Source organism: Marivita sp. GX14005 (genome assembly GCF_023370775.1).
GTDB lineage: Bacteria > Pseudomonadota > Alphaproteobacteria > Rhodobacterales > Rhodobacteraceae > Marivita.
Window position 1 is genome coordinate 297,403 of the sequence record NZ_JAMCCQ010000005.1, and the last position, 17,600, is coordinate 315,002.

Annotated in this window: 17 protein-coding genes; 13 read left to right on the top strand and 4 right to left on the bottom strand. The window is 64.0% G+C overall.

Annotated features, from left to right (window positions below; translation table 11 throughout):
- Window positions 1-5: 5 nt before the first annotated feature.
- A complete protein-coding gene (tyrS, locus tag M3465_RS15375) occupies window positions 6-1,259 on the bottom strand; it encodes a tyrosine--tRNA ligase (protein ID WP_249502655.1) in 1,254 nt (417 codons plus the stop codon).
- A gap of 67 nt (window positions 1,260-1,326) precedes the next feature.
- On the opposite strand from tyrS, the gene M3465_RS15380 reads away from it, so the two are divergent.
- Window positions 1,327-2,427 (top strand): anhydro-N-acetylmuramic acid kinase, encoded by a 1,101-nt coding sequence (locus M3465_RS15380; RefSeq protein ID WP_249502740.1) that lies wholly within the window; start codon window positions 1,327-1,329, stop codon window positions 2,425-2,427.
- 230 nt (window positions 2,428-2,657) lie between these two features.
- Here M3465_RS15380 and M3465_RS15385 read toward each other — a convergent pair whose 3' ends face one another.
- Window positions 2,658-4,055 carry a helix-turn-helix domain-containing protein gene (locus tag M3465_RS15385; RefSeq protein ID WP_249502656.1) on the bottom strand — a complete coding sequence of 466 codons (1,398 nt, stop codon included), beginning with the start codon at window positions 4,053-4,055 and terminating at the stop codon, window positions 2,658-2,660.
- A gap of 49 nt (window positions 4,056-4,104) precedes the next feature.
- Window positions 4,105-5,331 (bottom strand): multidrug effflux MFS transporter, encoded by a 1,227-nt coding sequence (locus M3465_RS15390; RefSeq protein ID WP_249502657.1) that lies wholly within the window; start codon window positions 5,329-5,331, stop codon window positions 4,105-4,107.
- Window positions 5,332-5,539: 208 nt separating this feature from the next.
- On the opposite strand from M3465_RS15390, the gene M3465_RS15395 reads away from it, so the two are divergent.
- From M3465_RS15395 to M3465_RS15430, 8 genes are all read left to right on the top strand, one after another.
- Window positions 5,540-7,072 carry an acyl-CoA carboxylase subunit beta gene (locus M3465_RS15395; RefSeq protein ID WP_249502658.1) on the top strand — a complete coding sequence of 511 codons (1,533 nt, stop codon included), beginning with the start codon at window positions 5,540-5,542 and terminating at the stop codon, window positions 7,070-7,072.
- Between the two features lie 8 nt (window positions 7,073-7,080).
- Complete coding sequence (locus M3465_RS15400) at window positions 7,081-7,854, top strand: hypothetical protein (RefSeq protein ID WP_249502659.1); 774 nt, start codon at window positions 7,081-7,083, stop codon at window positions 7,852-7,854.
- Window positions 7,851-8,225, top strand: coding sequence for a DUF6497 family protein (locus M3465_RS15405; RefSeq protein ID WP_249502660.1), 375 nt, complete (start codon window positions 7,851-7,853; stop codon window positions 8,223-8,225). The genes M3465_RS15400 and M3465_RS15405 overlap by 4 nt, the downstream gene beginning before the upstream one ends.
- A 214-nt stretch (window positions 8,226-8,439) precedes the next feature.
- Complete coding sequence (locus M3465_RS15410) at window positions 8,440-8,586, top strand: hypothetical protein (RefSeq protein ID WP_249502661.1); 147 nt, start codon at window positions 8,440-8,442, stop codon at window positions 8,584-8,586.
- 60 nt (window positions 8,587-8,646) lie between these two features.
- On the top strand, window positions 8,647-9,006 hold the full coding sequence (locus M3465_RS15415) for a hypothetical protein (protein WP_249502662.1): 360 nt from the start codon (window positions 8,647-8,649) through the stop codon (window positions 9,004-9,006).
- A 334-nt stretch (window positions 9,007-9,340) separates the two neighbouring features.
- Window positions 9,341-9,556 (top strand): hypothetical protein, encoded by a 216-nt coding sequence (locus M3465_RS15420; RefSeq protein ID WP_249502663.1) that lies wholly within the window; start codon window positions 9,341-9,343, stop codon window positions 9,554-9,556.
- A 111-nt stretch (window positions 9,557-9,667) separates the two neighbouring features.
- Window positions 9,668-11,668, top strand: a complete 2,001-nt coding sequence (locus M3465_RS15425; protein ID WP_249502664.1) for an acetyl-CoA carboxylase biotin carboxylase subunit — start codon at window positions 9,668-9,670, stop codon at window positions 11,666-11,668.
- Between the two features lie 4 nt (window positions 11,669-11,672).
- A complete protein-coding gene (locus tag M3465_RS15430; protein WP_249502665.1) occupies window positions 11,673-12,257 on the top strand; it encodes a hypothetical protein in 585 nt (194 codons plus the stop codon).
- 115 nt (window positions 12,258-12,372) lie between these two features.
- Here M3465_RS15430 and M3465_RS15435 read toward each other — a convergent pair whose 3' ends face one another.
- A complete protein-coding gene (locus M3465_RS15435) occupies window positions 12,373-12,840 on the bottom strand; it encodes a DUF4174 domain-containing protein (protein WP_249502666.1) in 468 nt (155 codons plus the stop codon).
- Window positions 12,841-12,951: 111 nt separating this feature from the next.
- Here M3465_RS15435 and scpA point away from each other — a divergent pair, with 111 nt between their 5' ends.
- From scpA to M3465_RS15455, 4 genes are all read left to right on the top strand, one after another.
- Entirely contained in the window at window positions 12,952-15,084 is a 2,133-nt protein-coding gene (scpA, locus tag M3465_RS15440; protein WP_249502667.1) for a methylmalonyl-CoA mutase, read from the top strand.
- Window positions 15,085-15,199: 115 nt separating this feature from the next.
- Window positions 15,200-15,814 (top strand): VOC family protein, encoded by a 615-nt coding sequence (locus M3465_RS15445; protein ID WP_249502668.1) that lies wholly within the window; start codon window positions 15,200-15,202, stop codon window positions 15,812-15,814.
- Between the two features lie 54 nt (window positions 15,815-15,868).
- Window positions 15,869-16,552 (top strand): molecular chaperone DjiA, encoded by a 684-nt coding sequence (locus tag M3465_RS15450; protein WP_249502669.1) that lies wholly within the window; start codon window positions 15,869-15,871, stop codon window positions 16,550-16,552.
- Entirely contained in the window at window positions 16,552-17,589 is a 1,038-nt protein-coding gene (locus M3465_RS15455; protein WP_249502670.1) for an endonuclease/exonuclease/phosphatase family protein, read from the top strand. The genes M3465_RS15450 and M3465_RS15455 overlap by 1 nt, the downstream gene beginning before the upstream one ends.
- Window positions 17,590-17,600: the final 11 nt, after the last annotated feature.

Sequence of the window (17,600 nt, forward strand, 5' to 3'; positions counted from 1 at the left end):
TCCGGTTAAGACCCGCAGAGCCGGACCAGCGCGTGCCGTTTCTTGCCGGCGCTGAGTTTCATGCCGTCGCGGATCTCTTCGGGCGCCATCAGGCGCACCTCGCCGACAGGCGCATCGTCGATGCTGGCGCCGCCTTCGGCGATCAGGCGCTTGGCTTCCTTGCCCGATTTGCACAGCCCTGCCTGAACGAAAAGCGCGGTGTTGGAGAGCCCGCCCGCGATCTGTTCGGGGGTGAGGATGAGGGTCGGAAGATCATCCCCGACGCCGCCTTTCTCGAACACCTCGCGCGCGGTCGCCTCGGCCGTTGCCGCCGCATCGGCGCCGTGACAAAGCGCCGTCACTTCGTTCGCCAGCACGATCTTGGCGTCGTTGATCTCCGATCCTGCCAGCGTGCCGAGGCGGTCGCAGTCCTCGACGGGCAGTTCGGTATAGAGCTTGAGGAACCGGCCGACATCGGCATCGGTCGTGTTGCGCCAGAATTGCCAGAACTCGTAGGGGCTCAGCATGTCGGCATTGAGCCAGATCGCGCCGCCCGCCGATTTGCCCATCTTGCGCCCGTCACTGGTGGTCAGGAGCGGCGAAGTCAGGCCGTAGATCTCCTGATCGAGCACGCGGCGCGTGAGGTCGATCCCATTGACGATATTGCCCCATTGATCCGAGCCGCCCATCTGCAACCGGCAGCCGTAGCGGCGGTTGAGCTCAAGGAAATCATAGGCTTGCAGGATCATGTAGTTGAATTCGAGGAAGGACAGCGATTGTTCGCGGTCGAGCCGGGATTTCACGCTCTCGAAGGACAGCATGCGGTTCACGCTGAAATGCCGCCCGATATCGCGCAGGAAATCGAGGTAGTTCAGCCCGTCCAGCCATTCGGCATTGTTGAGCATCAGCGCATCGGTCGGCCCGTCGCCATAGGTCAGGTATTTGGCGAAGACCTGTTTCATGCCGCCTATGTTGGCGTCGATCGCCTCGGGCGTCAGAAGCGGGCGCTCGTCGGCGCGAAAGCTCGGATCGCCCACCTTGGTGGTGCCGCCGCCCATCAGCGTGATCGGCTTGTGCCCGGTCTTTTGCAGCCAGCGCAGCATCATGATGTTGAGCAGGTGCCCCACATGCAGCGATTTGGCGGTTGCGTCATAGCCGATATAGGTCGGCACGATGCCCTGGCTCAACGCCTCGTCGAGACCCTGGTAATCGGTGCAATCGGCCAGAAAGCCACGCTGCATCATGGTTGCCATGAATTCCGATTTGGGATGGTAGGTCATCGCGTCGCCCCGTTATAGACTGGTGCGCGCAGCTATAGTCAGGGCGGGGCGAAAGGTGAAGGGCAAGATGAAATCGGGGCCGGTCCGTGCCTTGGGGGCGATGTCCGGCACATCGCTCGACGGGGTGGATGCGGCCCTGGTCGAAACGGACGGCGTGACGATCACGCGCTTCGGGGCAACGCGCTACCGGCCCTATAGAGAGGCCGAAGCCGCGGTGTTGCGCGGCGCGCTCGGCAAGTGGCCGCAGGACGATATCGCCGAGGCGGCGCGGATCGTGCTGGCCGCGCATGTCGGGGCGCTGGCGGGGATGGAGGGCGAGCTTGTCGGCTTTCATGGCCAGACGCTCGCGCATGAGCCGGACGGGCGCGGCACGCATCAGGCCGGGGATGGCGATGCGCTGGCCGCGGCGCTCGGGTTGCCGGTGATCTGGGATTTCCGCAGCTCGGATATCGAGATGGGCGGGCAGGGCGCGCCGCTCGCGCCGTTCTTTCACTGGGCCTGCGCAAAATGGATCGGGGCGGAGGGGCCGCTGGCCTTTCTCAATCTCGGCGGCGTGGGCAATCTCACCTGGGTCGACCCCGCCGCCGCGGCGCCGGAGGCGGAAGGCGCGCTGCTGGCCTTCGACACGGGGCCGGCCAATGCGCCGATCAACGATCTGATGATGCAGCGGCGCGGACTGGCTTTCGACCGCGATGGCGCGTTGGCGGCCACGGGGCGGGTGGTCGATGGGGCGCTGGAGCTGTTCCTCGAGGAGGGGTATTTCCGCAAGATGCCGCCTAAATCGCTCGATAGGAACGATTTTTCCGTCATGCTCGATCTGGTGCGCGAGTTGGGCGATGCCGATGCGGTGGCCACGATGACGGCGATGGGCGCGGCGGCGGTGATGCAGGGGATGGAGCACTGCCCCGTCCCGCCCGCGCGGCTTCTCGTGACGGGGGGCGGGCGGCACAATCCGGTGATGATGGCGATGCTGCGCTCCGCGCTCGATTGCCCGGTGGAGCCGGTCGAGGCGGTGGGGCTCGATGGGGACATGCTGGAGGCGCAGGCCTTTGCCTATCTCGCCGTGCGGGTGATGCGCGGGATGCCGACCTCGGCGCCGGGAACGACGGGCGTGCGTGCGCCTGTCGGGGGCGGGCGGATCTCGCGGCCATTGAAGCGCGCCGGCTGACCGGGCGGCGGCGCGTGCGGCAGGTTTCGGGAGCCTCCGGCGGAGGTATTTTCGGCCCAAAGAAGCCGGGGGTCTTTTTCGAAGAATGCCCGCCGCGCTGGTGGCACGGCGGGCTGGAAGCGATCCGGTTTGGGGCCGGAGGCTTCTTCGGGCACGGTCATCGGCTCCTCAGCCTGTTCCGCAAGCCCAGTATAGCCGGTTAACCTTAACGAAGCGTTACGGCGCGCGGATCAGGTCAGCTCATAGGGCAGAATCCCGCGCCGGTGGGTCTGGATCGTCAGCTTTCGCTCCAGCGGCGGGACAGAGCGTTGATGGCAATTCGTGCGCTCGCAGATGCGGCAGGAGATCCCGATCGGCTCGAACGCGCCGTCGCGTGTCAGGTCGAGCCCGTCGGCATAGACAAGCGCGCCGGCATGTTTCACCTCGCATCCGAGCGCGATGGCATAGCGGCGGACCGGCGCGCCGAAATGGCCGCCGGTTTTCGACACGTCCCGCGCAAGGGAGATATAGCGCACCCCGTCCGGGGTCTCGGCCGGCTGGCGCAGGAAGCGGCCCGGCGTCTCGAAGGCGCGGTGGACGTTCCAAAGCGGACAGGCACCGCCGAAACGGGCGAATTGCAGCCGCGTGGCGCTGTGGCGCTTGGTGATCGTGCCGGCCTGATCGACGCGGACGAAGAAGAACGGGATCCCCTTGGCGCCGGGGCGTTGCAGGGTCGAGAGCCGGTGGGCCACCTGTTCGATGGAGGCGCCGAAGCGGCGCGCCATGAGTTCGAGATCGTGCCGCGTGTCCTGCGCGGCTTGCAGGAATTGCGTATAGGGCATCATCGCCGCGCCGGCGAAGTAATTGGCCAGCCCGAGCTTGGCGATGTCGCGTGCCGCGCCCGACTGGAACCGCGCCAGATCGAGCGTGGCATCCAGCAGCGCGCCGTGGCGCGTGAGTGCCAGTTGCAGCAGCATCTGGAAGGTCTGGGTTTCCGGCGCGGCGAGCGAGGAGAGCGTGAGTTCGTGGCGCAATTCGTCGAAGCGGCGCAGGTCGGGCGCGGCGGCGAAGCGCACTTGCAGACCTTCGGCTTCCAGACCGCGAATGGTGGCGCGCACGCGGTCGCTGCCTGTCATGCGGCTGGCGGCGCGTTCGGCGGCGCGATCCACCGCGTCGATGTAATTGTCGCAGTAATGGAAGAAATCGCGCACCTCTTCCCAGGGGCTGGGTTGCAGCTGCGCGCCCTCGCGGCCCAGCGCCTCGTCGAGCGAGGCGAGCCGTTCATGGGTCTGCCGGTAGGCGCGGTGCAGTTGCAGAAAGGCGCGCGCCAGCCCCGGTGCGTTGGAGGCGGTCAGGCGCAGATCGGCGACGGGCGGCACGGCCTCGGCGAAGACCGGATCGGCCAGCGCCTCGCGCATATCGGAGATCATCCGTTCGGCATCGCCCTGGCCCAGTTCGGTGACGTCGATGCCGAATTCCTGTGCCAGCGCCAGCACCACGATGGTCGAGAGCGGGCGCTTGTTGTTTTCCATCTGGTTCAGATAGGGCAGGGACACGCCCATCTTGGCGGCGAAATCGCGCTGCGTGATGCCGAGCCGCGTGCGGATCTCGCGCAGCTTGGCGCCGGCATAGAGTTTTTGCGTGGGCATGGCGGTCCTTTGCGGATTTGCAGCGCGTGGGCGCGAGTTTGCAAATCCTTCAGGCGCTGTCCAGCCCCGGCATCCGGGCTTCGCGTCGGATCACCAGCGCGATGGCGGCGATGGCGCCGATGGCCGTGACGAGCATGATCCACAGGAGCGGCCAGGGTCCGTTGCCGCCCACCAGGAGCGCTCCGGCCAGCGCCGAGAGCGCCGCGCCGCCGCCGAGCATGATCGCGCCGCCCAGACCGCTTGCCGTGCCGGCCAGGTGCGGGCGCACCGACAGCGTGCCGGCGGTCGCGTTGGGGATGGTCATGCCGTTGCCGAGTCCGACGAAGGTCATGAAGCCGAAGAAGGTCCATTCGCTGCCCAGCCCGGCCCAGAAGACCATCATGGAAAGCGTGATGCCCACCCCGTTGACCAGCGTGCCGAAGAGAACCATCCGGTTCACGCCGATCCGCGCAGAATAGCGTCCCGAGAGGAAATTGCCGCCGAAATAGCCGATGGCCGGTGCGCCGAAGAAGAAACCGAGCTGCGCGGGTGTCATGCCGAACACTTCGGAGCCGACATAGGGCGCCCCGCCCAGATAGGCGAAGAACGCGCCCGAGGACAGTCCCGCCGCCAGCGCATAGCCCCAAAAGCGCGGGCTGGTCAGAAGTTCGGGATATTGCGCGAATTGCTGGCCGAGCGTCAGGCCGCTGACACTGGCGGTTTCGCCCAGATCGGCCCAGCTGAGCCACAGGATCGCACCGCCGAGCGCGAAGAGCAGCCAGAAATTGGCCTGCCAGCCGAAGAATTCATCCAGAACGCCGCCGAAGGCCGGGCCGATCATCGGAACCACGGCCATGCCCATCGTGACATACCCGATCATGGAGGCGGCCTGATCGGCAGGCACGCAATCGCGCACCACCGCGCGGGAGAGCACCATCGCCGCTACGATCACCGCCTGCGCCATGCGGAAGGTGAGGAACAGCCAGATGTTCGGTGCGAAGATGCAGCCGAGCGTGGCGACGCAGAACGCGCCGATGCCCCAGAGGATCACCGGGCGGCGGCCCAGCTTGTCGGAGATCGGACCGATCAGGATCTGAAGCACCGCGTTCACGCCGAGATAGACCGCGATCGACAGTTGCATGATCCAGTATTCGGTCTGGAAATAGGCCGTCATGTTGGGCAGCGACGGCAGGAAGATGTTCATCACCAGCGCCGACAGGCCCGAGAGCAGGATCAGTGTGACGATATGCGGCGGTGTGGAACGGTCGAGGAATCGGACCTTGTTGGCGTAACTCATGTCTATCGGCTACGCCCAAGGACGAAGTTTGTCCATATCGGCGGTGGTTTAGAGAGATCTGAAAGGGATGGGCCGGGGTTTGCTAATTTGCAATTTGCGAAGGTTCAGCTTTTCGAACTTTGCAAATTTGCTCGAAAATACTTGAGGCTCCGCCGCACCGCAGTATTGTCCGCGCAAGCATGATTGCGCCGATCAACAGGGAACAGCGATGAAAGATATTCTGCAAGAGCTCGAAACCCGCCGTGCCGCTGCCCGTATGGGCGGGGGGCAAAAACGCGTCGACGCGCAGCACGAGAAGGGCAAGCTGACGGCGCGCGAACGGATCGAGCTTTTGCTCGACGAGGGCAGTTTCGAAGAATACGACATGTTCGTCACCCACCGCTCCACCGATTTCGGCATGGAAAAGAACCGCCCCGCTGGCGACGGCGTCGTGACGGGGTGGGGCACGATCAACGGGCGCATGGTCTATGTGTTCAGCCAGGATTTCACCGTGCTCGGCGGTTCTGTCTCGGCGACGCACGCGCAGAAGATCTGCAAGATCATGGACATGGCGGTGCAGAACGGCGCGCCTGTGATCGGGCTCAACGATTCTGGCGGCGCGCGCATCCAGGAGGGGGTGGACAGCCTTGCAGGCTATGGCGAGGTGTTCCAGCGCAACATCATGGCGTCGGGGGTGATCCCGCAGATCAGCGTCATCATGGGGCCTTGCGCGGGCGGGGCGGTCTATTCACCGGCGATGACCGATTTCATCTTCATGGTAAAGGACACGTCCTACATGTTCGTCACCGGCCCCGACGTGGTCAAGACGGTGACGAACGAGCAGGTGACGGCCGAGGAACTGGGCGGCGCCACCACCCATACCCGCAAATCCTCCGTTGCCGATGGCGCGTTCGAGAATGACGTGGAGGCCTTGGCCGAGGTGCGGCGGCTGGTCGATTACCTGCCGCTGAACAATCGCCAGACCCCGCCGGTGCGGCCTTTCTTCGACAGCGTGGACCGGATGGAGCCGTCGCTCGACACGCTGGTGCCGGCCAATGCGAACACGCCTTACGATATGAAGGAGCTGATCGTGAAGATCGCCGATGAGGGCGATTTCTACGAGATTCAGGAAGAATTCGCCAAGAACATCATCACCGGCTTCATCCGGCTCGAAGGCCAGACGGTGGGCGTGGTCGCCAATCAGCCGATGGTGCTGGCCGGCGTTCTGGATATCGACAGCGCCCGCAAGGCGGCGCGGTTCGTGCGGTTCTGCGATTGCTTCGGCATCCCGATCCTGACGCTGGTGGATGTGCCGGGCTTTTTGCCCGGAACGTCGCAAGAATATAACGGGGTCATCAAGCACGGGGCGAAACTGCTTTTCGCCTATGGCGAGGCGACGGTGCCGAAGGTCACGGTGATCACCCGCAAGAGCTATGGCGGCGCTTACGTGGTGATGGCGTCGAAGCATCTGCGCGCGGATGTGAACTATGCCTGGCCTACATCCGAGATTGCGGTGATGGGGGCGAAAGGCGCGACCGAGATCATCCACCGCGCCGATCTGGGCGACGCCGAAAAGATCGCCGCCCATACGGCAGAATACGAGGACCGTTTCGCCAATCCCTTCGTCGCCGCCGAGCGCGGTTTCATCGACGAAGTGATCCAGCCGCACAGCACGCGCAAACGGGTGGCCCGCGCCTTTGCCGCGCTGCGGTCGAAGAGCCAGGACATGCCGTGGAAGAAGCACGACAACATTCCGCTGTGAGGGGGCCAATGCAAGACTACGGAGTTGATAAGCTCGCGGATGCGTTTTCGCGACTAAAAGAAGAAACAATGAATCAAACGATCGCGGATGCCTTCGCGTGCGTTTATACTGATAACTCTGGCATTAGCAATCAGATTTACGTAACTCTTCTTTTTCAAGACTCAATTCGTGAGATTGCTAAAGCAACGATAGGTGAGCGGGCGAAAAACCGCGCAATATCAAAACTGACTGAATTGCATATTAGCTTTCAAAAAGCTTTGAATGGCGCGCCAAATTGGGCGAAGTTCCGCGAGGGTTTTGATTTTGATGCAATAATCTACCAGCTAAATGATCTAAGCGATTTATTGGATACCGCCGGCGCGCCAAAGTCGATACGTCTCGACCGACAAGAGATTATTTCTGATACCCATGCGCTGATAGATCGAGTGAGAGCGCAAGCCATACCGCAAAAAGCAAAACAATCCGCGGCCGCGCTTCTTTTTGGAACGATAAAAATAATTGACGAAGGGGCTTACCTTTCTGATGAACAAGTTGCCAGCGTTATAAAAAGTACGACGGCTGACCTGCTAGCAATTCTCAATGAACTAGAAGTTGATCAGTCTCACCTTATCAAGGATGTGATCTCTTGGGGTAAGTCCGCCACAAAAGCCACAGCATTTGCTTTGGGTTTTCTTGTTGACGGGAGAGCAGCAATAGAAATGCTTAGTGCTGAAAAGACACCCTTGGCAATTGCTGCTCCACCTCGACAGATCGGCGATGATACTCACGGTGATCAGACTTGATTACTTATCAAATCACCATATTGATCAGCGCAATAGCGTATGCGGTGACGGTCTTTGACGGGCTACTTTCTGTTCCATCTGGCCAGCCGGTGACGTTCCAGGAGATGATCGCGGAGCCGCCGGTCTATCGCTTTCGCTTTGTCGCGCCGCAGATCGGGGATGCGGGGCGCGCCTATGAGGATGTCGAGGGCGACATGCGGTATCTGTGCGAAACCTACGCGCTGCCGCACCTGGGCGTTCGGGAGGGAGCGCAGATCGTGATTTCGCTGGCGCGGCGCGAGACGGAATTCGGCGTGGCGGAGCCGGATGTGACGCAATTCTTCGAGGCCTATCGCGCCGAGGGCGGAAGCTGCATCTTGGAGATTTTCTGATGTATCCACATTATGTTGAGGCTGCGCGCCGCGACGCTCACGGGGATGAGTCTTTTGCGCCACATCCCGCCGGTCTCGGTCTGCGCGGCCCTCGTGCGGGGCGCGGGAACGGCTATCCTGCGCGCGATTGCAAAGAGGCAATCGTAACCTCGATTCGGGGGCGAACAGCGCCGGATGGTGCTGCGCTCGCTCTCGATCCCGAAAGGAGATGGCAATGTCCAAGACCCTTAAACTGTTTGCCGCCGCAGGGCTGCTCGCCGCGCTTGGCGCTTGTGCGAACGAGCCGGCGGAAGAGGAATTCGTGGTCATCGATCCCGAGCCGATCAGCCAGGAACCTGTCTACACCGGCAAATACAAGTAAGCGAAACGCGGGGCGGGCCGGTGCGTCCGCCCCGCGCCGCGCCGGATGCGGAGGCGTGTCATGCTGAAGCATCGCGGCTTTCCGGGGCGGCTGCCCGGCACCGATTACCAGTTCACCATTCGCCGCGCCAATCCCAAGGGCGTCACGCCGCTGAAGCGGCTGGAGCGATATCGCGATCGCAGGCCCGGCGACAAGCGCGCCGATTCTGCCTTCATGGCCGCCCTGTGGGCGCATTTCGGCGCCGAGCCGTTCGAACGCGGCAATCTCGATGCGGGGCGGCTCAGCTGGCTCTTCGGGCGCGAAATCCTGCCCTATGACGACCCGTTCGATCCGGCCTCCTACGAAGCGCTTCTGATCATTGACGAAACCGCCGCACGCGCCGCGTTTCCCGATGCGTTCGATGGCGAGGGGTGGGCGTAATGTCGCTTACCCTACGTCACCGCAGGCGAGAAAACGCCGATGCTTTCGGTTGTATCGAAACGACGATTGACGCTTCAAGCGGTTGTGGCACTGTGGAGAAGTTCCTAGTGACATGGCGTTGGCAGATTGCGTCATTTGTTCACCGTTACCCTTCCCTGGTCGGGCGCCTTGGTCACACCCCATGCCAAGCGCCCGACTTTTTTTCGCTCCGGGATTGTCGTTTCGAATGGCGGGGTTCCGCCAATTTCCGGGCTGTTTCGGCAAGGTTCTGGAACCCTGCGCGGCTTCGGTGTGTTCTGCCCCTAGAGGTCAACCAAATCGAAGGAGCCGACACATGCAACGCCATTCCCTCAAGCCGAAACTCATCCTCGCAACCTGCGCGCTGCTCGGCCTGTCGGCCTGCGGCGATACGCTGGGCGAACAGGCGCTTGGCGGCGGTGCGGCCGGCGCGGGCGTTGCGGCGGCCACGGGCGGCGATCTGCTCACCGGTGCAGCCGTCGGCGCGGCAGGCAACGTCGCCTATTGCCAGACTTACCCGGATCGCTGCTGACACCGCAGCCGCCACGGGCAGACTTTCCTTTCGAGCCGCCGGAGCCCCGCGCTTCGGCGGCTTTTCGCGTGCCGTGCCGCGCCTACATAAGACCAAGCCAAGGGGACATCCATGTTCGACAAGATCCTGATTGCCAACCGGGGCGAGATCGCCTGCCGGGTCATCAAGACCGCCCGCAAGATGGGTATCGAGACGGTGGCGATCTATTCGGATGCCGACAAGAACGCTCTGCATGTGGAGATGGCCGACGAGGCGGTGCATATCGGCCCGCCGCCCGCCAACCAGTCCTATATCGTGATCGACAAGGTGATGGACGCGATCCGCCAATCCGGCGCGCAGGCGGTGCATCCGGGCTATGGGTTCCTGTCGGAGAACCCGAAATTCGCCGAGGCGCTGGAGAAGGAGGGCGTGGCCTTCATCGGCCCGCCGAAAGGGGCGATCGAGGCGATGGGGGACAAGATCACCTCCAAGAAGATCGCGCAGGAGGCGGGCGTCAGCACGGTGCCCGGCTATATGGGGCTGATCGAGGATGCCGAGGAAGCAGTGAAGATCTCGAACGAGATCGGCTATCCGGTCATGCTCAAGGCCAGCGCCGGCGGCGGCGGCAAGGGGATGCGGATCGCCTGGAACGACGAGGAGGCGCGCGAGGGGTTCCAAAGCTCGAAGAACGAGGCGGCGAGCAGTTTCGGCGATGACCGGATCTTCATCGAGAAATTCGTCACCCAGCCGCGCCATATCGAGATTCAGGTGCTTTGCGATGCGCATGGCAACGGGATTTACCTGAACGAGCGCGAATGTTCGATCCAGCGGCGCAACCAGAAGGTTGTCGAGGAAGCGCCGTCGCCGTTTCTGGACAAGGCGACGCGCAAGGCGATGGGCGAACAGTCCGTCGCTCTGGCCAAGGCGGTCGGCTATACCAGCGCCGGGACGGTGGAATTCATCGTCGATGGCGACAAGAATTTCTATTTCCTGGAAATGAACACCCGACTGCAGGTCGAACACCCGGTGACAGAGCTCATCACCGGGGTCGATCTGGTGGAACAGATGATCCGCGTGGCCAATGGCGAAAAGCTGTCGATCCGCCAGGACGACGTGAAAATCAACGGCTGGGCGATTGAAAACCGGCTTTACGCCGAGGACCCCTATCGCGGGTTCCTGCCGTCGATCGGCCGTCTGACCCGCTACCGTCCGCCCGAGGAAGGCGAGATGGGCGCAGGCATCGTGCGCAACGATACCGGCGTGTTCGAGGGCGGCGAGATCAGCATGTATTACGATCCGATGATCGCCAAACTCTGCACTTGGGGGCCGGACAGGGCGACGGCCATCGAGGTGATGCGCAACGCGCTCGACAGTTTCGAGGTGGAGGGGATTGGCCATAACCTGCCGTTCCTGTCGGCGGTGATGGACCATCCGAAATTCATCTCGGGCGACATGACGACCGCCTTCATCGCAGAAGAATATCCCGACGGGTTCGAGGGCGTGGAACTGGGCGAGGACGTGCTGCGCCGGATCGTGGCGGCGGTGGCGGCGATGAACCGGGTGGCCGAGATCCGCCGCGCGCGGATTTCCGGCACGCTCGACAACCACGAGCGCCATGTCGGCGAGGAGTGGAACGTCGCGCTTCAGGGCCGCGATTTCGACGTGACGATTGCCGCCGACCGGGGCGGCTCCACCGTGCGTTTCGCCGATGGATCCGAGATGCGCGTTTCGGGCGATTGGACGCCGGGCGACGCGCTTGCGCGGATGGAGGTGGACGGCGCGCCATTGGTGATGAAGGTCGGCAAGATCTCGGGCGGCTTCCGCATCCGTTCGCGCGGGGCCGATCTGAAGGTGCATGTGCGCACTCCGCGTCAGGCGGAACTGGCGCGGCTGATGCCCGAGAAGGTGGCCGCCGATACCTCGAAGATGCTGCTGTGCCCGATGCCCGGCCTGATCGTGAAGATCGATGTGGCGGAGGGCGACGAGGTGCAGGAAGGCCAGCCGCTTTGCACCGTCGAGGCGATGAAGATGGAAAACATCCTGCGCGCCGAACGCAAGGGCACCGTGTCGAAGATCAACGCCGGCGCCGGCGACAGCCTCGCGGTGGATGATGTGATCATGGAGTTCGAATAGCGCGATGGAACCCGCCGTTCCCCTTTACGACCCCCGCTTCGGCGCCGCCTTGGTCGGCGCGGCGGTGGTGGCGCTTGGCTGGCTGGTGGCCAGCGCGCGGGAGCGGGGGCGGGACCGGCGGCGCCGGCAGGAGCGCAGCATCGATGTGCAAAACGCGCTGGCCGCCGAAATTCAGCACTATGTCGATATCCTGGGCAATCCGGAATTCGATCTGGACGGCGCCTGGAAGGACATGGTCGAGAAGATGGATGCGGACGAAAGCTACGTTCCGCTGATCCCGAGCGAGCGGAACGATACGATGTTCCAGTCGATCCTGCCGGATGTGCAGATTCTACCTGAGGGCGTGATCCGCCCGGTGGTGCGCTATTATAACCAGGTTTTCGCCATCGAGGCGATGATCGAGGATCTGCGGTCGGAGCATTTTCGCGCCGGAGTGACGCCGCAAATCCAGCGGATTCGCATGTATACGGATTATATTTCCATGAAAAAAGAAGCGCTCAGCCTTGGGAAAGCGGCCTGCGATGCGCTTGGTGACAGCCTGAACGGCCGCCCGGTCAATAGCCGGGGCGCGGGCCGGTCTGGCCGGTGATCGGGGGTTTGTGCTTGATCGGTTTGTTCGACATATCGCAGCCTCCGGTTCAGGGCGCAGCTTTGCGCCACACCCTTAATATAGGGTATCGCCCGCGGTCGCGCAACGGCGCGGCTTACGGGCGCGAAGCGCGGCGGTCGCGGATTTCCTGTTGCCGGATGGGCATCTTGTCGATGGTGCGGCTGAGTTCGCGCACGCTCCAGGGCAGGGGTTTGCGCTGTTTGACCTGCCCGTCCTTACCGATGAGCACGAGCATGAACCCGCGTGGGCGCAGCTTGTCGCGCAGGGGGCTGGCGGCGGCCGGATCGGTATCCGTGATGATGACCACGTCGCGCTCTTCCAACTCGTCGAGGCGGCGGGTCAGGTATTGCATCTGCTGCACATATGTCGGATCGGCCGGGGAGTCGGCGAACACGATCACGGGGCGCTTGACCCAGCGGAACGCGTCGAGATCGACATCGGCGGCGTCGAGGATGATCTCGACATCGAGCGCCTCGGCCTCGCCGGTCGTATCGGCGGCGGAGCCGGACATGGGGCCGGTCAGCGCGGTGCAGGCCAGCAGGATCGACAGAAATTTCTTCATATCCCCCTACATAGGGCCTCCTCGCGGCAAAGCGAAGAGCGCGCAGGCGGGGCAGGGGGAAAATCATCATGCGCCGCGCGGCGGCGGATCGTTACAAGGGAAGGACGGGTGATGACAGCCGAAAAAGACAGATGGCGGGCGTTGGCCGAGGCGGAATTGCGGGGCCGATCCATCGAGGATCTGACCTGGAAGACGCTGGAAGGGATCGAGGTTCAGCCGCTCTATACGGCCGAGGATCTGGAGGGGCTGCCGCATCTTGGCACGCTGCCCGGCGAGGCGCCGTTCACGCGAGGTGTCAAGGCGACGATGTATGCCGGCCGGCCCTGGACGATCCGGCAATATGCCGGGTTCTCGACGGCGGAGGAATCGAACGCCTTTTACCGCCGCAACCTGGCTGCCGGACAGCAGGGCGTGTCGGTCGCTTTCGATCTGGCGACGCATCGGGGCTATGACAGCGATCATCCGCGCGTGGTGGGCGATGTGGGCAAGGCGGGCGTGGCGATCGATTCGGTCGAGGACATGAAGATCCTCTTCGATGGTATCCCGCTCGATCAGGTGAGCGTGTCGATGACGATGAACGGCGCGGTGATCCCGATCTTGGCGAATTTCATCGTCGCGGGCGAGGAGCAGGGCCATGACAAGGCGGTTCTGTCGGGGACGATCCAGAATGACATCCTCAAGGAATTTATGGTCCGCAACACCTATGTCTACCCGCCAGAGCCGTCTATGCGGATCATCGCGGATATCATCGAATATACCTCGGACAACATGCCGAAATTCAATTCGATTTCGATCTCCGGCTATCACATGCAGGAGGCGGGCGCGAACCTCGTGCAGGAGCTGGCCTATACCCTGGCGGACGGCAAGGAATACGTGAAGACCGCGATGGCGCGGGGGATGGATGTGGACCGCTTCGCCGGGCGGCTGTCGTTCTTTTTCGCCATCGGCAAAAATTTCTTCATGGAAGCCGCCAAGCTGCGCGCGGCGCGGCTTTTGTGGTATCGGATCATGGACGATCTGGGAGCCAAGAACGACCGCTCGAAGATGCTGCGCACGCATTGCCAGACCTCGGGTGTGAGTTTGGCCGAGCAGGACCCCTATAACAACGTGATCCGCACCGCCTACGAGGCGATGAGCGCGGTTCTGGGGGGCACGCAATCGCTGCACACCAATGCGCTCGATGAGGCGATTGCGCTGCCAACCGATTTTTCGGCGCGCATCGCGCGGAACACGCAGTTGATTTTGCAGGAAGAAACCGGCGTGACCAACGTGGTCGATCCGCTGGCGGGGTCGTATTACGTCGAGAAGCTGACGCATGATCTGGCCGAGGCGGCATGGAAGCTGATCGAGGAAGTGGACGAGATGGGCGGCATGACCAAGGCGGTCGCCTCCGGCATGCCCAAGCTGCGCATCGAGGAGACGGCGGCGACGCGGCAGGCGCAGATCGACAGGGGCGAGGATGTGATCGTCGGCGTCAACAAGTATCGGCGCGAGACGGAAGACCCGCTCGACATTCTGGACGTGGACAATGTCAAGGTGCGAGACAGCCAGATCGCGCGGCTGGGGCGGATCCGGGCGGAGCGGGATCAGGCGGCGTGCGATGCGGCTCTCACGGAACTGGAGCGGCGCGCGGCGCAAGGTGGCAACCTTCTGGAAGGCGCCGTCGAGGCGGCGCGGGCACGGGCCAGCGTGGGAGAGATCAGCATGGCGATGGAAAAGGTGTTCGGGCGGCATCGTGCCGAGGTCAAGACCCTGGCGGGCGTTTATGGCGCGGCCTATGAGGGCGATGAGGGCTTCGCCGCCATTCAGCGCGCGGTCGAGGCGTTTGCCGAGGACGAGGGGCGGCGGCCGCGTATGCTGGTGGTCAAGATGGGCCAGGACGGGCATGACCGGGGCGCCAAGGTGATCGCGACCGCTTTCGCCGATATCGGCTTTGACGTGGATGTGGGGCCGCTTTTCCAGACGCCCGAGGAAGCGGCGCAGGATGCCATCGACAACGATGTGCATGTGATCGGCATCTCCAGCCAGGCGGCGGGGCACAAGACGCTGGCGCCCGAGCTGGTGAAAGCGCTGAAAGCACAAGGCGCGGAGGATATCCTGGTGATCTGCGGCGGGGTCATTCCGCAACAGGATTACGCGTTTCTGCGCGAGGCGGGGGTGAAGGCGATCTTCGGGCCGGGGACCAATATCCCCGAAGCGGCACAGGATATCCTTAGGCTCGTTCGCGAGGCGCGGGGCGTGTGAGGGCGGCGCCGGACGCGTTGACGCGTCCGGGCGTTTGCGTGCACGCAAACGGCTTTCATTGGGGGCGCTGCCCCCAAACCCCCGGGATATTTGGGGCAAGAAGAAAGGGGCGGGGATGTTCGAGCTGGATCATATCGCGGTGGCCGGGGAGCGGCTGGAGGCGGCGGTGGCGCATTGCGAGGCGGCGCTGGGCGTTGCGATGGGGTCCGGAGGGCGGCATGCGCATTACGCGACACATAACCGGCTGCTGGGATTGCAGGACGGGCTTTATCTTGAGGCGATCGCGCCCGATCCGGCGCAGCCTGCGCCGGGGTATCCGCGCTGGTTCGGGCTGGATGCGTTTCGCGGGCCGGCGCGGCTCGACAAGTGGATCCTGCGCTGCGGCGATATCAAGGCGGCGCGCGCGGCCTTTCCGCAGGCCGGGGAGCCGGTGGAGCTGTCTCGTGGCGATCTGAGCTGGACGATGCTGGTGCCGCCGGACGGGATGCTGCCCTATGACGGGCTCTTTCCGGCGATCATCGAATGGCATAGCGACGCGCCGCCGGGCGCCAGCTTGCCGGCGGCGGATTTGCGGCTGTCGCGGCTGATCGTGGCGCATCCGGGCGCGGCGGAGCTGCGCGGGCTGATCGGCGGATGGCTGGACGATGCACGGGTCCATTTCGCAACGGCTGCGCAGCCGGGTCTCGCGGCCGAGTTCGAGAGCGCGGAAGGCATGCGCAAATTGGTGTGATTTCGGTGCATTGCGCCGCTGACAGGACGCGCGGGCTGGGATAGACAGGGCGGCATGTCGATCTGGTCCCGCATCTCAGACGCGCTGTCCGCGCTGGCCAAGGGCGAAAGCCTTTCGGACGTGTTCGAGCGGCTGCGCACGCCGCCCGAGCGGCGGGTGGCCTTCACCATCGCGGTGATCGCGCTGTCGGCCAAGATGGCCAAGGCCGATGGCCGCGTTACCCGCGACGAGGTGCGCGCCTTCCGTGAGGTCTTTCACATCCCGCCCGAGGACGAGGCGAATGCAGCGCGGGTCTTCGATCTCGCGCGGCAGGATGTGGCCGGGTTCGAGAGCTATGCGCGCCGGATCGGGGCGATGTTCGGCACCGATCGCGGCACGCTCTGCGATCTGATGGAGGGGCTCTTTCACATCGCGCTGGCCGATGGCAGCTACCATCCGGGCGAGGATGCCTTTCTGGCCTGTGTGGCCGAGATTTTCGAGTTGCCCGAGGGTGCGTTTCGCCGCCTGAAGGCGCGACTGGTGCCGGATGCCGCGCCCGATCCGTTCGACGTGCTGGGCGTTGAGCCCGATACGCCGCTTCCCGAGATACGCCGCACATGGCGGCAACTGGTGCGCGAGAGCCATCCCGACGCGATGATCGCGCGCGGCGTGCCCGAAGAGGCTGTCAAGCTGTCGGAGAAACGTCTGATCGCGATCAACCGCGCGTGGGAGGAGATTTCCTCGCGCGCGCATGCCTGATGCGCCTGGCGAGCTATAACGTCGAATGGTTCGATGCGCTGTTTGACGATGGCGGCGGGCTCCTCGTCGATGATGGCTGGTCGGCGCGGCAGGGGATCACGAGGGCGGCGCAGACCGAGGCGTTGGGGATCGTGTTCACCGCGCTCGATGCCGATGCGGTGATGGTGGTCGAGGCACCCGACAGCAGTCGCCGCCGTGACACGGTGCAGGCGCTGGAGAGCTTTGCCGATGCGTTCGGTCTGCGGGCGCGGCGGGCGGTCATGGGGTTCGCCAACGACACGCAGCAGGAAATCGCGTTGATGTTCGATCCCGAAGTGATCGAGGCGGAGCATGATCCGCGCGGTCCGGTGCCGCTGGCCGGTGCGCCGCCGGCCCCCGGCGCGCCGCGATTCGACGGCACGTTCCGCATCGATCTGGATATCGACGCGACCGAGGATCGTGTCGCGTTTTCCAAGCCGCCGCTGGAACTGGCGGTGAAGCTGCGCGGCAGCGGGGAGATGTTGCGCGTGATCGGCGCGCATCTGAAATCCAAGGCCCCGCATGGTGCGACGGGGCGCGATGCGATCATGCGCCTGTCGATCGCCAATCGGCGCAAGCAGCTGGCGCAGGCGATCTGGCTGCGCGCGCGCGTGATGGAGCATCTGGACGCGGGCGAGCCGGTGATCGTGATGGGCGATCTCAATGACGGTCCGGGGCTCGATGAATACGAGCATCTGTTCGGGCGATCCTCGGTCGAGATCGTGATGGGCGAGGGCGAGAGCGCGCTCTACGATCCGCATGCCGTGCAGGCGCTGTCGCGGCGGATCGGGCCGGCGCCGAGCTCGGCGCGGTTTTACCTGGGCCATGAAGGGCGCTATCTTCAGGCGCTGCTCGATTACATCATGGTCTCGCCCGATCTGCGGGAGCGCGCGCGACGCTGGCGCATCTGGCATCCGTTCGACGATCCGGTCTGCTGGACGACGCCGGAGTTGCGCGAGGCGTTGCTCACGGCGTCGGACCATTTCCCGGTGACGCTCGATATCGATCTTGCGGGATGAAATTTCGCTGC